Source organism: Stenotrophomonas sp. GD03654 (genome assembly GCF_029845105.1).
Lineage (GTDB): Bacteria > Pseudomonadota > Gammaproteobacteria > Xanthomonadales > Xanthomonadaceae > Stenotrophomonas > Stenotrophomonas africana.
Window position 1 is genome coordinate 50,466 of the sequence record NZ_JAOCLC010000010.1, and the last position, 14,827, is coordinate 65,292.

15 protein-coding genes are annotated in these 14,827 nt (G+C 59.2%); 7 read left to right on the forward strand and 8 right to left on the reverse strand.

Features of this window, described 5'->3' with window-relative positions:
* Positions 1-15: 15 nt before the first annotated feature.
* Positions 16-312, forward strand: a complete 297-nt coding sequence (locus tag N5J73_RS06190) for a cytochrome c (protein ID WP_049446035.1) — start codon at positions 16-18, stop codon at positions 310-312.
* Between the two features lie 30 nt (positions 313-342).
* On the opposite strand, the gene N5J73_RS06195 is transcribed toward N5J73_RS06190, so the two are convergent.
* The 6 genes from N5J73_RS06195 to N5J73_RS06220 all read right to left on the reverse strand — a co-directional run bounded on the left by N5J73_RS06195 (position 343) and on the right by N5J73_RS06220 (position 5,611).
* Entirely contained in the window at positions 343-1,101 is a 759-nt protein-coding gene (locus N5J73_RS06195; RefSeq protein ID WP_088480588.1) for a DUF1080 domain-containing protein, read from the reverse strand.
* Positions 1,101-1,676, reverse strand: coding sequence for a gluconate 2-dehydrogenase subunit 3 family protein (locus N5J73_RS06200; protein WP_049446037.1), 576 nt, complete (start codon positions 1,674-1,676; stop codon positions 1,101-1,103). The genes N5J73_RS06195 and N5J73_RS06200 overlap by 1 nt, the downstream gene beginning before the upstream one ends.
* A complete protein-coding gene (locus tag N5J73_RS06205) occupies positions 1,676-3,361 on the reverse strand; it encodes a GMC family oxidoreductase (protein WP_049446039.1) in 1,686 nt (561 codons plus the stop codon). Before N5J73_RS06205 ends, N5J73_RS06200 begins: the two co-directional genes overlap by 1 nt.
* A 27-nt stretch (positions 3,362-3,388) precedes the next feature.
* Complete coding sequence (locus N5J73_RS06210; protein WP_049446040.1) at positions 3,389-4,294, reverse strand: TIM barrel protein; 906 nt, start codon at positions 4,292-4,294, stop codon at positions 3,389-3,391.
* 211 nt (positions 4,295-4,505) lie between these two features.
* On the reverse strand, positions 4,506-5,288 hold the full coding sequence (locus N5J73_RS06215) for an SDR family oxidoreductase (protein ID WP_049446041.1): 783 nt from the start codon (positions 5,286-5,288) through the stop codon (positions 4,506-4,508).
* Positions 5,285-5,611: a nuclear transport factor 2 family protein gene (locus tag N5J73_RS06220; protein ID WP_019337070.1), complete on the reverse strand. Its 327-nt coding sequence runs from the start codon at positions 5,609-5,611 to the stop codon at positions 5,285-5,287. Before N5J73_RS06220 ends, N5J73_RS06215 begins: the two co-directional genes overlap by 4 nt.
* Positions 5,612-5,668: 57 nt before the next feature.
* On the opposite strand from N5J73_RS06220, the gene N5J73_RS06225 reads away from it, so the two are divergent.
* Positions 5,669-6,622, forward strand: a complete 954-nt coding sequence (locus N5J73_RS06225) for a LysR family transcriptional regulator (RefSeq protein ID WP_229302270.1) — start codon at positions 5,669-5,671, stop codon at positions 6,620-6,622.
* 365 nt (positions 6,623-6,987) lie between these two features.
* Here the strand turns inward: N5J73_RS06225 and N5J73_RS06230 are convergent, their stop codons facing one another.
* Together N5J73_RS06230 and N5J73_RS06235 are read right to left on the reverse strand one after the other, a co-directional pair.
* Positions 6,988-8,703, reverse strand: coding sequence for a P-loop NTPase fold protein (locus N5J73_RS06230; protein WP_049446043.1), 1,716 nt, complete (start codon positions 8,701-8,703; stop codon positions 6,988-6,990).
* A 92-nt stretch (positions 8,704-8,795) separates the two neighbouring features.
* Positions 8,796-9,695: a WYL domain-containing protein gene (locus tag N5J73_RS06235; protein WP_049446045.1), complete on the reverse strand. Its 900-nt coding sequence runs from the start codon at positions 9,693-9,695 to the stop codon at positions 8,796-8,798.
* A 205-nt stretch (positions 9,696-9,900) separates the two neighbouring features.
* On the opposite strand from N5J73_RS06235, the gene N5J73_RS06240 reads away from it, so the two are divergent.
* Genes N5J73_RS06240 through N5J73_RS06260 form a run of 5 tightly spaced genes read left to right on the forward strand, consistent with a single transcriptional unit; the run spans position 9,901 to position 13,940 of the window.
* Entirely contained in the window at positions 9,901-10,851 is a 951-nt protein-coding gene (locus tag N5J73_RS06240) for a CBASS oligonucleotide cyclase (protein ID WP_049446046.1), read from the forward strand.
* On the forward strand, positions 10,848-11,339 hold the full coding sequence (locus N5J73_RS06245) for a hypothetical protein (protein WP_049446047.1): 492 nt from the start codon (positions 10,848-10,850) through the stop codon (positions 11,337-11,339). The genes N5J73_RS06240 and N5J73_RS06245 overlap by 4 nt, the downstream gene beginning before the upstream one ends.
* Positions 11,339-12,235, forward strand: a complete 897-nt coding sequence (locus N5J73_RS06250) for an ATP-binding protein (RefSeq protein WP_049446048.1) — start codon at positions 11,339-11,341, stop codon at positions 12,233-12,235. The genes N5J73_RS06245 and N5J73_RS06250 overlap by 1 nt, the downstream gene beginning before the upstream one ends.
* A complete protein-coding gene (locus tag N5J73_RS06255; RefSeq protein ID WP_049446049.1) occupies positions 12,235-13,398 on the forward strand; it encodes a hypothetical protein in 1,164 nt (387 codons plus the stop codon). Before N5J73_RS06250 ends, N5J73_RS06255 begins: the two co-directional genes overlap by 1 nt.
* A complete protein-coding gene (locus N5J73_RS06260; protein WP_049446050.1) occupies positions 13,395-13,940 on the forward strand; it encodes a 3'-5' exonuclease in 546 nt (181 codons plus the stop codon). The genes N5J73_RS06255 and N5J73_RS06260 overlap by 4 nt, the downstream gene beginning before the upstream one ends.
* Positions 13,941-14,827: the final 887 nt, after the last annotated feature.

Consider the following 14,827-nt stretch of genomic DNA (forward strand, 5'->3'; position numbering starts at 1 on the left):
ATCAAGGAGCCCCACATGAGAATGATCCTGGCAATGGCTGTCGGCCTGGGCGGCATGAGCGTTGCGACGGCAGCCTGGTGCAAGGACGACCCGGCTGCGGGCGCAAAGCTCTACACCGCGAACTGCGTGGCCTGCCACGGCGCCGATCGTGCGGGCATGCCGGGCGCGTTCCCGGCGCTCACCGACATCGGCAAGCGCATGGCACCGGCGCAGATCAAGGAAAAGATCAGCAAGGGCGGTGGACTGATGCCGCCCTTCTCCCAGCTGTCGCAACAGGAAATCGATGACATCGCCAGCTACCTGGCGAAGTAAGCGGCCGGCGACCACGCCGGCCGTGTGCGGCTACAGTTCGCGCACCCATATATTGCGGTAGCTGACCTTGGAGTCATGCTCCTGCAGATACAGCGGCGCGCACGCATGAGGCGCGTACGACGGCGCACCGATGTACTCCGTCTTCCCCGCCAGCACGGTGTCATCCTGCACCAGCACGCCGTTGTGCAGCACCGTGATGCGCGCGGGCGACGCCAGGCCGCCGCCCTGCGAGAAGCGCGGCGCCTTCCAGATGATGTCGTAGACCTGCCACTGGCCCGGTGCGCGCGAGGCGTTCACCCGTGGCATGGCCTGCTTGTAGATCGAACCCGCCTGGCCGTTGGCATACGTTGGGTTGTTGTAACTGTCGAGCACCTGCAGCTCATACAGTTCCTGCAGGAAGATGCCACTGTTGCCCCGGTTCTGGCCGTCGAAGCCCTTTGTATCGGTGGGCGTGCGCCATTCGACATGCAATTGGACATCGCAGAAGCGCTGCCGGGTGCGGATGCCCTTGCTGCCCGGAACGACGGTCATGGCGCCATCGGCAACCGTCCAGGGCACACGTCCGCCGTGCTCTGCCTCCCACGCGGAGACATCCTTGCCATCGAACAGCACAATGGCGTCGGAGGGGGCTTTGCCTGGTGGCGTGGCGACGACTTCGGGCACGGGAGTCCACACTTCGGTCTTCTTCGGATCGCGCGCGGCGTCGGCACCGTTCTGCGCGAATACAGATGTGGCGGCCAGCAGGCCGGTGACAATCAACAGAGATCGGGTCATCAGGCTGGTGTCCATCAGCTGGTCCCCCACGCAGGCGTGCCGGGAACATAGGCAAGGTCGCCGTCGTAGCGACCCGGCACGGCGACGTACTGCAGCACCCCGGTCGCACCGACCTTGGAGGTGAAGAAGCCGAAGATGGCCAATTGCTTGAGCATCGTGAAGTAATGCGGCATCGCCTCGCCCTCTTCAGGCGTACCGGTCTCGGTCACGTCGGCATTGCGTGCCTTGGCTTCGGCGTCCAGCGTTCGCAGCAACCCGGTGCGGGCTTCCGGCGTGAGCGATACGAAGCGGCCGCCGGCGCGTTTGTCGATGTCGGCCAGGCCGGCGCGGAACGTCGCCTGCTGCCGGGCCGTGTAGCAGTCGCTGACGAACGTCGCCATGAACGCACCGGCACCCGCGTCCTTGGCCCCGGGTGTCCTTGTCCGCGGCAGGATGGTCTCGGCGATCTCGTCCAGCATGCCGACATCGGCGTCGGAGAAATGGATCTTCGTGGCGCCCGCCGGCGCCTGCCCCTGCACCAGCGCAGGCAGGCCAACCATGGCCGCACCGGTGGCGGCAACGATCATCTTCAACAGTTCGCGGCGATCCATCAGAGGTTCCCCGCTTTCAGTTCGCGTACCGCATGGTCGGCCGCGCGCGCGGTCAGCGCCATGTAGGTCAGCGAGGGATTCACGCAGGCGCTGGAGGTCATGCAGGCACCGTCGGTCACATAGACGTTGGGCGCATCCCAGACCTGGTTGTGCGCATTCAATACCGAGCTTTTCCGATCACGTCCCATGCGCGCGGTCCCCATCTCGTGGATGCCCTTGCCCGGGGCATAGTCGTTGTCGTGCATCTTCACGTCCTTGACGCCGGCCGCTTCCAGCATCTCGGCGGCATCGGCGGCCATGTCCTTGCGCATCGCCAGTTCATTGGCACGCATGGCAACATCCATCGCCAGCACCGGCAGCCCCCACTTGTCCTTCCGGTCGTGGTCCAGGCGGATCGTATTGTCGTGGTGCGGCAGCATTTCACCGAACCCGGTCATGCCGATGCGCCAGTCGCCCGGTACGGTCAGCGCCTCCTTCAGGTCGGCTCCGATGTTCAGCTCGGCGATCTCGCGCGACCAACCGGTGCGGCTGGCACCGCCCTGGTAGCCGAAGCCGCGCAGGTAGCCACGCTTGTCCGAGGCGACGTTGCGGAACCGCGGAATGTAGAAACCGCACGGACGACGGCCGAAGTAGTACTTGTCTTCGTAACCCTCGACCCGGCCCGAGGCACCCGCACCGAAATGATGGTCCATCACGTTGTGCCCCAACTCTCCCGACGAGGAGCCCAGCCCCCCTTCCCAGACATCGGTGGCCGAGTTCATCAGCAGCCACGTCGAGTTGAACGACGACGCGTTGAGGAAGATGACCTTGGCGGTGTACTGGTAGGTCTGGCCGGTTTCGGCGTCGATGACCTCCACGCCACGCGCACGCTTGCGGTCCTTGTCGTAGAGCACTTCCTTGACGATCGAGAACGGCCGCAAGGTCAGGTTGCCGGTCTTCATCGCCGCTGGCAGCGTCGCCGCCTGGGTCGAGAAGTAGGCACCGAAAGGACAGCCCAGGATGCACTTGTTGCGGTACTGGCAATTGACGCGCCCCTGTTCGGGCATCGGCTGGGTGATGTTTGCAGTGCGCGAGTGGATCATATGGCGCGTTCCGCCGAAGGCCTTCTTGATCCGCGCGGCCACATCCTTCTCGACGATGTTCAGGGGAATCGGCGGCAGGAACTCGCCGTCCGGCAGCACGTCCAGTCCTTCGCGCGTGCCGGCGATGCCGGCGAACTTCTCCACGTGGTCGTACCACGGCGCGATGTCGGCGTAGCGGATCGGCCAGTCCGCGGCGATACCGTCCTTGAGATTCGCCTCGAAATCCAGATCGGAGAAGCGATAGCTCTGCCGGCCCCACATCAACGAGCGACCGCCCACGTGGTAGCCGCGGAACCAGTCGAAACGTTTGGTCTCGATGTAGGGCGAGTCCTGCTCGTCGGCCCACATCCCTTCCAGGTTCTCTGCGAGGCCGTAGTCGCGCATCAGCACCGGGAACTTGGCCTTCATCGCCTGCGTCGGACGGTTTCGGTGCGGGAAATCCCACGCCTCCTTCATCGCGTTGACGTAGTCCTTGACGTGCTCGATGTTGCGGCCCCGCTCCAGCATCAAGACCTTCAGGCCCTTCTCGGTCAGCTCCTTCGCTGCCCAACCGCCACTGATTCCCGAGCCAACAACAATGGCGTCGTAGTGATTATCTGCCATGGGTTTCTCACCTGGGTGGATATCGTTTCAGACGTCGCAGAGGCGGATCGCCTCGCGCAATGAGGCAACGGGATCGGGCGCTGCAGGCGTGAACTCCTGCGCCAGATACCCCTTGAAACCGGTGTCGCGGATCGCGCGACAGATGGCCGGATAGTGGAGCTCCTGCTGGTCTCCGATCTCGTTCCGGCCAGGCACGCCTGCGGTGTGGTAATGCTTGAAGCAGGCGTGATGCTTGCCGATGGTGGCGATGATGTCGCCCTCCATGATCTGCATGTGGTAGATGTCGTAGAGCAGGCCGAAATTGTCTGAGCCCAGCCGCTGGCACAGCTCCACGCCCCACGCAGAGTGGTCGCACAGATAGTCGCGATGGTCGACCTTGGAGTTCAGCAGCTCCATCACCAGCACGACGCCACGCTTCTCGGCATGCCCGAGGATGCGCTTGAGGCCGGCCTCGGCGTTTGCCATGCCGTCATGCGGGTCCATACCGTTGCGGTTGCCGGAGAAGCAGATGAGATTGCGGTAACCGGCATCGGCCACCAGATCGATGTGCCGCGTGTAGCGCTCCGCCAGTTGGTCGTGGAACTCACGGCCGGCAAAGCCCTTGGTCAGGCCCAGCTCTGCGCCATTGCACATCGAACTGAAGACACCATTCGCCTTCAGCGTGGGCCAGTCTTCCGGGCCGACCAGGTCTATCGCGGCAAAACCAATGTCCTTCACCGTCGCGCAGAGCTGGGCGACCGACAGCTGCGGGAAGGTCCAGCGTGCGACGGAGTGCTTCAGGTTGCCCTTGAGCGGCGCCGTGGCGGCGAATGCGGGCAACGTGCCCGCGATTGTCGCGGCCCCCAGGCCAATGCTGCCGGCAACTGCGAGGCGCAGCGCATCGCGCCGCGTGAGGCCCGTCGCCGGGGCCGGCCTGATCGAATGGATGGACATCCACCTTCCGGCCTCCCAACCGGTATCAAACGCAACGATTCACAGCAATGCAATCGATTGCACCATAGGGGAGAAATTTGTCTGTTTGCAAGTCGCGGTGCACGAAAACTGATGCTGCGGGGCACAACTCCGCAGGAATCGCGGACAAAGGAAAGCCCCGCATGGCCAGGGCTTTCTTTCTGGGCGGTGGCAGCGGGACGACGCCTGTTGGCTACAGGGTAGAGACCGTGCCGCCGTCGATCCGATACTCCGTTCCGGAAATCGAGGCAGACCGGGGAGACGCCAGGAACGTGATCAGATCGGCCACCTCCTGCGGTGCCGCGGGCCGCCCCACCGGGATCCCCCCGAGCCAGTCCATGACCAGCCTCTTGCCACCTTCATAATCGGTTCCCGCTTCTACCGCGATCCGTTCTGCAAATTCCCGGGAAGCCTCTGTCTCGATCCAGCCCGGCGCAACGCTGAGCACGCGGACGCCCTTGGCGGTGACCTCTCTTGAAAGCGACTTGCTGTACGTCGTAAGTGCCGCTTTGGCCGCGGCGTACGCGGTGGTGGACTCCGGCAGAGGCAGCATGCGCTGGATCGAACTGACATGGATGATCACGCCAGCGCGCTGCGCGAGCATGGCTGGCAGCAAGGCGCGATCCAGACGAACCGCCGGCATCAGATTGAGGTTCAGCTCGGCAAACCAATGCGCATCACTGATCGCCGCGAAGCCACCGCTTGGTGTCTTTGATCCCCCGAGCACATTGATCAGGATGTCGGCGCCGTCCCACGCCTGCAGAACGGTCTGGGCGAAGATGCCGGTGCCCTCGGCCGTCGACAGATCGGCTGCCACGTACGCGACCCCTTCGACCGGCCGTGCCGGCAAGCTGCGCGCAGACGTCATCACCCTGGCCCCGGCCTCGGCCAGGGTTCTGACCACCGCAGCCCCCACGCCCAACGTGCCGCCGGTTACCACGGCCCGCAGGCCACCGAGTTGAAGATCGAAGCTCATGCGGTGATCTCCAGCGCTGCGATCAGGCCTCGCTGCAATTCGAAACGGTAGGTCAGCAGGATCGGGCTGCCTGGGAAGTTGCCGCTGACAGTGGCACGGACAACGTGACAGTGTTCCTGCCGGGCGATGGCGCATGGCACGCTGGTAGCACGGTACTTGGCCGATGCCTCGGCCAGGAAGGCCTTGATCGCGTTGACGCCGGTGAGCGTGTGCCCGTCGTCCTTGAGGATCGCCTGGGTGGTGAAGCAACGCCCGAGGGCTTCGGGGTCATGTTCGGCCGCGAAGTATGCGGCAATGGGCTCTGGGAGGGTCAGTGCATTCATTGCTGGGCTCCTGCAGTGGTGAGGCGCTCAGGATGTGCACGCAGGCCAGTGAAGTGAATGCCCTATAATCCGAATGGGTTATGTCGAAAAGCCTACCTAATGCGCGGATCCGAGTTCACTGAACTGAAGGCCTTCGTGGCGGTGGTGGAACGCCAGAGCTTCGCGCGGGCTGCGGAACATCTGGGGGTATCGCCCTCGGCGCTGAGCCAGACCATCCGTCAACTGGAAGGCCGCCTCGGCACCCGCCTGCTCAATCGCACGACCCGAAGCGTCGCGCCATCAGCGAGTGGCGAGCGACTGTACGCGCGCATAGCGCCGCTGTTCGAGGAGTTGGCCGTAGCGGTCGCTGAAACCTGCGAGGCGACCGGGCGGGTGAATGGGACGCTGCGCATCAATACGCTGGGCATCGCCGCGAGAACACTGATTGCCCCGCGGCTTGCCCGCTTCCACCAGGCCTACCCCGATGTCGTTGTCGACATCGTGGTCGACGACGCGCTCAGCGACATCGTCAGTGGGCGGTTTGATGCAGGCATCCGCGTGGGCGGGCAGCTCGAGAAGGACATGGTGGCCATCCGCCTCACTCCCGACCTGAACATGGTCGCCGTGGCGTCACCGGATTACGTCGCACGCCGTGGAACACCGCGATCTCCAACGGAACTGCAGGACCATGCCTGCATCAACTGGCGGCTGCAGAGTGACGGCAGGCAGTACCGATGGGAGTTCAAGAAGCGAGGCCGCCACCTCGAGGTCGCCGTGGACGGTCCTGTCGTCACCAATCACGCTGACGTCGGGATTGCGGCGGCACTGGCCGGCCTTGGAATCGCCTATCACTTCGAGCAGGATCGCGTGGGCGAACTGCTGGCCCAGGGATTGCTGGTGCGGGTTCTGGCGGATTGGTCGGTCTCGCGCCCCGGGCTTTTTCTCTACTACCCGAACAGGCGGCATCGCCCCGCCCTGCTGGGGGCGTTCATTGATTGCCTGCTGGACCAGGGCGTGTTCGGCAACCGGTGACAACATCGAGGAACGTCCGCATCGGCGGCCGTCGGACAACAGGATCCCGGCAGGGCCTCAAAAACGACAAGGGCCCCAGGCAGGCATGCCAGGAGCCCTTGTTGGGATGCACCGAAGGTGCGCTTAGAACGGTTGTGTACACACGAGCAATGCAGATTAGCGCCAAGAAATAGGGAAAAAATACAGTCAAATCAACAACCTGAGAGGAAACCGGGAAGCTTTTTCCTCAACCATGTGAGCTGAATAAGTAGATTTTCCAATTAGTTGATATAAGCATCGGCTAAGGTGCTCCGAAGCCCCAACGCCAGAGCATCTCTTGCCAACCAAGCGAACGATCAGCTTATACGAGCCACAGGACGGTAGAGTTACGCTTCCGGATTGAGAAGATCATGAATCTTCTCTTCTTTGAACAAGTGAACTATCAGCTTCGACAACCGGCTGTCCGGCGCATCTATGATAATGGCCTTGCACGCATCAACAAACACCCCTCCCGCTGCGCCAAAATGAGGGTGCTGATCCAAGCTCACTGCGGCGACGTCGAGCATTTGGCTCATAATGGAAATTAACTCATCACCCTGAGAAGCTCTTATTGCATCTACGTATGAGCCGACGTCAGCGTTTCTCAGCACGTTCTCCTCAGTTTTCCCCCAAGCCTGATCACGTCGAATTTTCATGCAGACTTCAGCAATTCCGACTCTATCCACCAGCCTTCCTCGTGCCAGTGCGACTGCGGCTTCGATCTTGGGATGCAACGAAAGACGGCGGCGCCCCTGATACCAGGCCAGCTCGGCTTCCGAGTCAGTCAAGCGCTCCTGAAACGCATCTAACCAGACATCTATAAGGCGTTCACTTACCGGGCCGCCACCGTTGAGCTCTGCGGCGGCAATAGACAACTGAGTCACCACACCGGCATCCAAGAACTGGACAGCGCCGACAAGTTGCTCAACCTCCTCAATAAGCGAGGCATCGGAACGCGATGGAAACCAAAGACAGTTCGTGAAGAACTGTCTTGCCTGCGACTGCGCAGTGAATCTTCGGTGATCCGCTTCATTAGCGGCCAGAAGGGTGGAAATTGCAGGCGAATTTGGAAGACCTGACCGATAGAACTTTACTATTTCGGCCTCAAGCTCGTCTATCGACACCAACCCAACGCGCTCCAGCCATTGATGCCAGCGATTTTCGGCCTCTTCTTCAGGTGTCCAAGGCCGCTCCTCTCGATTTAAGTAAAGTCGCACTCTGTAATCGGCACTACTCGGAACCAATGCGAAGTCCAAATCTGGCGCATCCTTGATGCCCTTAAAATGTGCAAGGCCAAGCAGCACGACTGAAGGGATAACACGAGCAACGGTACTCGGATGAGGTGGACTCTGGGACTGAAGTATCTCGTTGCAAGCACGAATTACGCGCCTAATTATCCTAATGTTCGTCACACCATGCTGCTCAACAACCTTCCTTATGGAATCCGCATATGGACTTGGCGTCAACTGCGATGCAATTGAGAATGCTTCGACCGGATCTGTCTGAAGCTGAATTTCTGCATCAATCACCTTCTCGCGGAAGGTCGCCCAAAGCTCGCCATTGCTCAGCTTATCCTCATTCAAGATTAGCAGAACTCGACAGCCGTAGCGGCTACAGCACTCGTCAACAAAACCAAGAATCTCGTCAGGAGTGAGGTCCGCATGCTTCCGTTCGATGTCGTCAATGACAACGAGCTTATCCTTAAGTGCCGACGGAAGCAGCAGCAGCGCCAAATCATCCAGTGCACCAAATGAAGCGTGAGCACCTTTCAGCGCTTTAAGAGCAGCAGAAAAAATACCATTAACCGAACGACCAGTAGAAGTCTGTTGAAAGTCCTTAAAGGCAGCGCTCTGTATCGCCCTCATTTTAAGCGCATTGATTTCCCGCACCCCAAACAGGGAGGTGAGTGCTGCTGACTTGATCGTATCGTCCGCGGACTCATCTTGGACTACTTTCCACAGGTGCGTCTTGCCCGTACCCCACGCACCCGATAGAGCGATAACCTTTAGCTCCTTGTTCTGGAGCAGCTGGATAAGTGCTTGTTTAGAGGCAGCTATGGACATTATGCAGACTCAAATGGTATTAACAAGTTTCACGCACGAAGGGAGTGATCGACCTCGCATCTACTAGCGCGAGATCCTACAATGACCATTAGTCAACGACTCGAACGACGCGGAAGCAAATGCTCGATATCGCACCTATTCTCTAGAACGATTTGCTGCCTTTCCGGAGCCCGGTCACAGGCATCTTCATCTAAGCCCAACTGCTGCAGCACATAAAACAAGAGCGCTTGGCGGCAACGCAGTATGCAACGTCCATTCTCCATCCCGTAGTCCAGTTCGATCACTGCCCGGTGGCCAAGGCTCAGCAGAGGGTGCGGCACGAGCACTAATTCAACCTCTTCATGCCAAGCGTGGTCCGTCGCCGCCCTCCCGCGATCAGCTTCCTCCCCAAGAATTTCCAGTACTCGGGAAAGGAGAAAGTCGCGAAACGCACCACGGTCGTGGCAATAGGCACGCATGTGCCATCGGTAACCGTCGCTGACCAACGCATGAGGACTCAGAGTGCGATCCGCCGGCTCCAGGCTGGACAACGATTGATACCGAACACGGAGGGCGGAACCGTTCCTTATGGCCCCTACCACGCTGATGACCACGCTCGCGTCCAGTCGCCTCCAAGGCCGAGGGACCACCGCCACAGGCGGATACCACCCCAAAAAGCTCCCATACGGAACCTCTGAATCAACAGCAGCCCTGAGCAGGTCTTCTAGATAGCGGGCGTGCGAACTGGATGGGAAGGCAGACTCAAACGTTGCAGACGCTCTGTAGGTCCGCCTACTAGTGTCGTATTCCAAATTGCCAGGTGCCCGCCGCTGGTACTCAGCCAGATCCAAGGATGCCTGGGGTATAGAGATGCCAAAAAAGGCAGTTAGATCCCCCCTGTTGAGCACCCTGCTCCAACTGAGCCGGTAGTCGATGAACTCCAACCGGCGCTCCTGCCCCCACTTGGCCCCCACCCGACCTGCAGCCGCCGTCTCTTTCTGCGCCTCCGTCATTGCTCTCTCGCGTATAAATACTATGCGCACATAAAATATATGCGTATAGTGAGGCTACGCGAAGGCCGTGAGGGGCGCAAGCAATAGCTCCCAGAAGGCTGGTTTGCGGGTGGAACAAGTGATCTGAAGCAGTTAGGACTGGCTCTCGTCAAGCAGGATCGTCGCGATCCTCTTTTGGGGCCCAACGCTATGGAGAAAGAACCACATGCCCCTCAGCAACACTCAGCTCCTCTACTACGACAGCACCGTGCTCCGGCTGACAGCCGAGAAGCGCACGGAGTATCACAAGCAAGTGGACCGGCTCGTCGCCGCGCTCAGTGAACGAGTTCACGAGCAGACCGAAGTCAAGATCACCCGGGTTGTCAAGGCTGGCTCTTTCGCCAAGTACACAATCCTCCGAAAGAGCGCTATGGATCCCGTGGACGTGGACGTGGTGTTCTACATCTCCGGTCGGTCAGTCGACGAGGAAACACTGTCAAGCCTGAGCGAGCTCATATACAAAGCCTTGATCGAGCTCTATCCCAACAAGTCTGTTGAGGACTTCACCATCCACCGAAAGGCCGCTACCGTCGAGTTTATTGGCTCTGGACTGAGCGTAGACATCGTCCCAGTTATCGAGGATCCGACGCGGGATGGTTACGGCTGGCAGTTCGACATCCACGATGGCAGCAAGGTTCAGACGTGCGCGCCAGGGCAGATCAAGTTCGTCAAAGTTCGTAAGGAAGAGGACAAGCACTTCCGCACGCTGGTCAGGCTAGCAAAGAAGTGGCGCAACCAAGCTGAGCTCAAGCCACTGAAGTCATTTGCCATTGAGCTCATCATGGCGCACGTTCTGGCAACACAAGGTAAAGAGGGCTCGATCGAACAGCGCTTCCGCAACTTCCTACTGTACATCGCTCAATCCGGCCTCAAGGAAGTCATTTTCTTCCCTGAGAACGGCGGCATTGTTCCAGCGTTTACCCACCCTGTCGTCATTCTTGACCCGGTGTCCAGCGACAACAACGTTGCCGGTCGCATCTCGGAAGCTGAACGCAAAGAGATTTGCAAAGCGGCAGAAGATGCGTGGGAAATAGCCAATCACGCATCGACTGACGGAGACATGGATATCTGGAAGGAACTCTTTGGCCCCCGGTTTAAGGTGGAGGATGAGGTATGAGTCAAACCACGACTGCCACTAACACCTACTCGGTAGCCGATATCGAAGCCGTAATGCGCCGAGTGACCGCCGACTTGGTTATGATCGCATCAAGCACGGGAGCGATCACGGAAGCCAAGGCCAGGGAGTGGGCTCATGACATAGAGCTGCTGGCCAAGAACGGGCATCTGCGCGTAGCTGACATAACTCTGCTTAGCAACGGCGTCGAGCAAAGAGCTACACGATACACTGTGGATTCTGAAACTGGCAGCTTGAGCATGAGCCGGCCGGGTGGAGTGCTGTGGCCCAAGGTTCCCAACGCATATCTGCGTATCGTCCTCTCCTACAACAAGTCGTACGACAAAGACGCCAAGGAAAAGCTACGCGACAAACTTAAGGAGAGCTGGGTTAACTCAGACGCAGATACGAGCCATTCGACGCTCAAAGCCAACGCTGATCGCAGCTACTCCAGCAATGCATACGGCATGCAACGACAGGATTACATCTGATGACCCAACCCAGCGTGTTTGACTCAAAGGTCCCCCTCCCTGATGAGCGCTTGGCCTCTAGGGAAGGCACTCTGCTTGGATTCAAGGATCGGTACACAAGGACGCATGCCCAGCTGAGGTTGCTGCTCAACCTGGCCGAGCTCACTCCTTGGAGCAAGAAGTACCACAAGCTCAGACTTCCCCTTTGCGATCTGGTTTCGGAGCAGTACCCCTTGGTCATCTTCCATGGCGACGTGGGTACCGGAAAAACAGCAACGGCTGAATGCATCGCCAATCGCCTTGCAATAGAGGCAGGAGGCGATGACGCTGTTCTGTTCCAGTTGAGCAACCGTGTCCGCGGTGGCGGCAAGGTGGGCGAAATGGGGACCCTGCTCACCCAAGCGTTTGAGGAAGTTGTACGGTCCGCGGGGAAGAGCCGACGGGCATTTCTTATCATTGACGAGGGCGACTCCATCGCCGCGTCGCGTTCTCAGGACCACAGCCACCACGAGGACAAAGTCGCCGTCAACACCTTGATCCAAGGCGTGGACGACCTCCGGCGATATGGCGGACGAATCGCCGTATTCCTATGCACTAACCGCTTGTCGGTTCTCGACGCTGCGCTACGCCGCCGAGCCGCCGTGGTTGAAGAGTTCAGCCGACCCACCGACGAGGAGCGGCGTGCACTTCTTCAGATGGACTTGGATGGCTTGGCTCTGTCAGCCAACAACATCGAGCAGCTAGTAAGAGCCACCGCCTCCCAGGGCGAGCGGCCGGGATGGACCTACTCGGACATTCGAACGCGCCTCTACCCGGCGGCAATGGCTAGGGCCTTCCCTGATCGTGCACTCTCGTTCGAAGACCTCCACACCGTCGTTAAGTCCCTTTCCCCTTCCCCCGTTATGGAAGACCGCTGATGGCAACCCCCTCCCTAGCTGGCCGACGGATTCACATTGCTGGCAGCATCTCTAAAGACACGTCCGTGGCGGCTAATCTGGAGGTGGAACGCGCGCGTCAGAGCGTCGAATTTTTGGTCAAAGAACTGCTCACCCGGGGCGCAACATTTGTGGTCCCAATAGACGCTGAGAAGCCGCGTGAGGATGGGCTGCCTATCTGCTTTGACTGGCTTGTTCTGAACACTATTTTTAGCAACTTGGCGTCGCGCCCTTCCTGCGACGCCGGCCCTCTGGTCGTCGCCGTCAAACACCACAAGAACGAGGACCAAATTCCGGAGGAGCACGCACATCTGTGGAACACGATGCGATCGTCCGACTTGGTCCAGATCGAGTCTGCTGCGCATTGGAACATGAATGCAAAGCGGATGGAGGTCCAAGCTCGGCATGGCGACATACTGATCACCATAGGCGGAGGGGAAGGTGTTCTCTTCTTGGCCAATCTGTATCACGATGCAGGAAAGCCGGTCATCCCACTGACCTTCAAGCTGGAAGCCGCATCCACCGGATCGCAGAGGATTTTTGATTTTGCGACGAGCGGAAGCAACGCCAAACGTCTTTTCAAGGTGGAACGAGCACCTAACGAGCATGGATGGCTGAACCGAATTGAGGTCACAACGCGAAAGACCGTTGACGATTGCGTCAAGGACGTGATCTGCCTCCTCGAATCCTTGGTGCGCCCGAGCGCATTTGTGGTGCGCCTCCTCAATCCGGAGCACGAGGACTTCGATAGCGTGCAAAGCTACTTCGACATTGTCGTGCAGCCCGTGATGGAGAACACCCTGGGCTACAAGTTGACGGTTGTCGATGGTCGCCAGTCATACGAGCACTCCCGTATTGACCAAGAAATCTTTGCCAAGCTGCATCGAAGTCAAGTCGTTCTGGCTGACATCACGGGCGGACGTCCCAATTGCTTCATCGAGCTTGGCTATGCGTTGGGACGCGGGCTTCCGACAATGTTGATGGCCAAGGAAGGGTCAAGCCATCCGTTTGACATCACAACCTTGTCGGGCCATCACTGGAAAACAACGGGCACCGCCGTAGAACGTCGTATCGCCTTCTTGGAACATTGGAACGCAATTAGGAATCGCCCCTCCCTTGTGCCCACCGAGCCGCTGATTCCATGAAAAGCAAACCGGAAGTGTTCATCTCCGTAGACGTAGAAACGGCCGGCCCGATTCCCGGCGAGTACGCTTTGCTCTCAATTGGGGCCTGCGATGCAAATCAACCGGAACGGACTTTCTCATGTCAACTCAAACCTAGCACTCGTAATGCCGACCCCAAAGCATTGGAAGTTGCGGGGCTTTCATTGGATGATTTGGAGCGTGCAGGACTTGAGCCCGAAACGGCGATGGCCATGTTTCGCGACTGGATACTAGAGGTCGCCGGTGACGACGGAGAGCCAGTCTTCGTCGGCTTCAATGCCGCGTTTGATTGGTCCTTTGTCAACTACTACTTCCACAGATACCTATCCGCCAATCCCTTTGGGTTTGCGGCACTGGACATCAAAGCACTCTACATGGGGGCAACTGGCAGTAGTTGGGCAGGAACCAAGTCTAGCCAGATCGCAAAGGCGCTTCACCCGAAATTGGAAGGCACGCACGACGCCCTCCAAGATGCGCTGTATCAAGCCGAGCTCTTCCGTCTAATCCGATCTATGGAACCGTAGCGACAGCTCAAAGACAGTCTGTTTCGGCCTACTGCGTGGGACATCCAACCAGCAAAAAGCGCCATCCTCAAGGTCTTGCCAGTCAATTTCTCAATACTCCCGTCCCAGAGCCCCAACGTCGGTGCGCTCCTACTCACTGGGTATCCCCCGCCCCTCCCACCAATCGGGTTGCGCCCGCCACGGAACGGCTTGATCGGCTAACCCTCGCGGCAAGGCCCTTGACTACTCCGTATAGGCGAATGTTGTCACGCTAGACGACAGGGACATGTAGCCATACTGCCCGCAGCTTAGTGCCTGAAATGGAAAAATCCGGGTTAGAACACGCCGAATGCAGCCATCGCGCCCGCACTTCTCGTCGAAATCCTGAGATAGCATGACGCTTCACCTTACCGTTAATGGAGCAAACGCCATTGAACGCTACTGACCAGGCGATCCTAGTCGTTGGCCTTTTCATCACAATTTGTGCTGTGTCATTCACGATCTGGGCGGCTTTCTTGGCCGCGCGTGAGCGTGGGAGACGTTACAGGAAACAGGCCGTTCGGCGGACGTGAAGAGTACACCTCGCGCCGGCATGCATCTCGCATATCGCATATCTCTGTGCAGTTCTCGACCTTGCCTCCTCCTGCTCTACCTAGAGCGCCCCCCGGACAGGCGGTTCGCACGATCCAGTGATGGCAGCGGATGATCCAGCTGAAGTAGTTCAATCCGAACATTGTTGGCATAGGCGTTGTACTGCCAACGACGAAATTGATCTAGCAACAGGTTGTTCGTTTCCTCGAGCCTGCGAACCTGAGCCTCCAGATCTGCAATGCGTCGGACTGCTCCACTCAAAGTGAAGTCCCTGGGAAGGGCATCCTTTGTCTCCCTCAAGTCCCGTTGGCGTTGCT

Bases quoted from the DNA above. Each gene is read 5' to 3' on its own strand.
- N5J73_RS06200 (WP_049446037.1), bottom strand. From the start codon at position 1,676: ATGGATCGCCGCGAACTGTTGAAGATGATCGTTGCCGCCACCGGTGCG.
- N5J73_RS06245 (WP_049446047.1), top strand. From the start codon at position 10,848: ATGAGTCAAACCACGACTGCCACTAACACCTACTCGGTAGCCGATATC.
- N5J73_RS06260 (WP_049446050.1), top strand. From the start codon at position 13,395: ATGAAAAGCAAACCGGAAGTGTTCATCTCCGTAGACGTAGAAACGGCC.
- N5J73_RS06255 (WP_049446049.1), top strand. From the start codon at position 12,235: ATGGCAACCCCCTCCCTAGCTGGCCGACGGATTCACATTGCTGGCAGC.
- N5J73_RS06205 (WP_049446039.1), bottom strand. From the start codon at position 3,361: ATGGCAGATAATCACTACGACGCCATTGTTGTTGGCTCGGGAATCAGT.
- N5J73_RS06190 (WP_049446035.1), top strand. From the start codon at position 16: ATGAGAATGATCCTGGCAATGGCTGTCGGCCTGGGCGGCATGAGCGTT.
- N5J73_RS06210 (WP_049446040.1), bottom strand. From the start codon at position 4,294: ATGTCCATCCATTCGATCAGGCCGGCCCCGGCGACGGGCCTCACGCGG.
- N5J73_RS06215 (WP_049446041.1), bottom strand. From the start codon at position 5,288: ATGAGCTTCGATCTTCAACTCGGTGGCCTGCGGGCCGTGGTAACCGGC.
- N5J73_RS06250 (WP_049446048.1), top strand. From the start codon at position 11,339: ATGACCCAACCCAGCGTGTTTGACTCAAAGGTCCCCCTCCCTGATGAG.
- N5J73_RS06195 (WP_088480588.1), bottom strand. From the start codon at position 1,101: ATGGACACCAGCCTGATGACCCGATCTCTGTTGATTGTCACCGGCCTG.
- N5J73_RS06240 (WP_049446046.1), top strand. From the start codon at position 9,901: ATGCCCCTCAGCAACACTCAGCTCCTCTACTACGACAGCACCGTGCTC.
- N5J73_RS06230 (WP_049446043.1), bottom strand. From the start codon at position 8,703: ATGTCCATAGCTGCCTCTAAACAAGCACTTATCCAGCTGCTCCAGAAC.
- N5J73_RS06235 (WP_049446045.1), bottom strand. From the start codon at position 9,695: ATGACGGAGGCGCAGAAAGAGACGGCGGCTGCAGGTCGGGTGGGGGCC.
- N5J73_RS06220 (WP_019337070.1), bottom strand. From the start codon at position 5,611: ATGAATGCACTGACCCTCCCAGAGCCCATTGCCGCATACTTCGCGGCC.
- N5J73_RS06225 (WP_229302270.1), top strand. From the start codon at position 5,669: ATGCCCTATAATCCGAATGGGTTATGTCGAAAAGCCTACCTAATGCGC.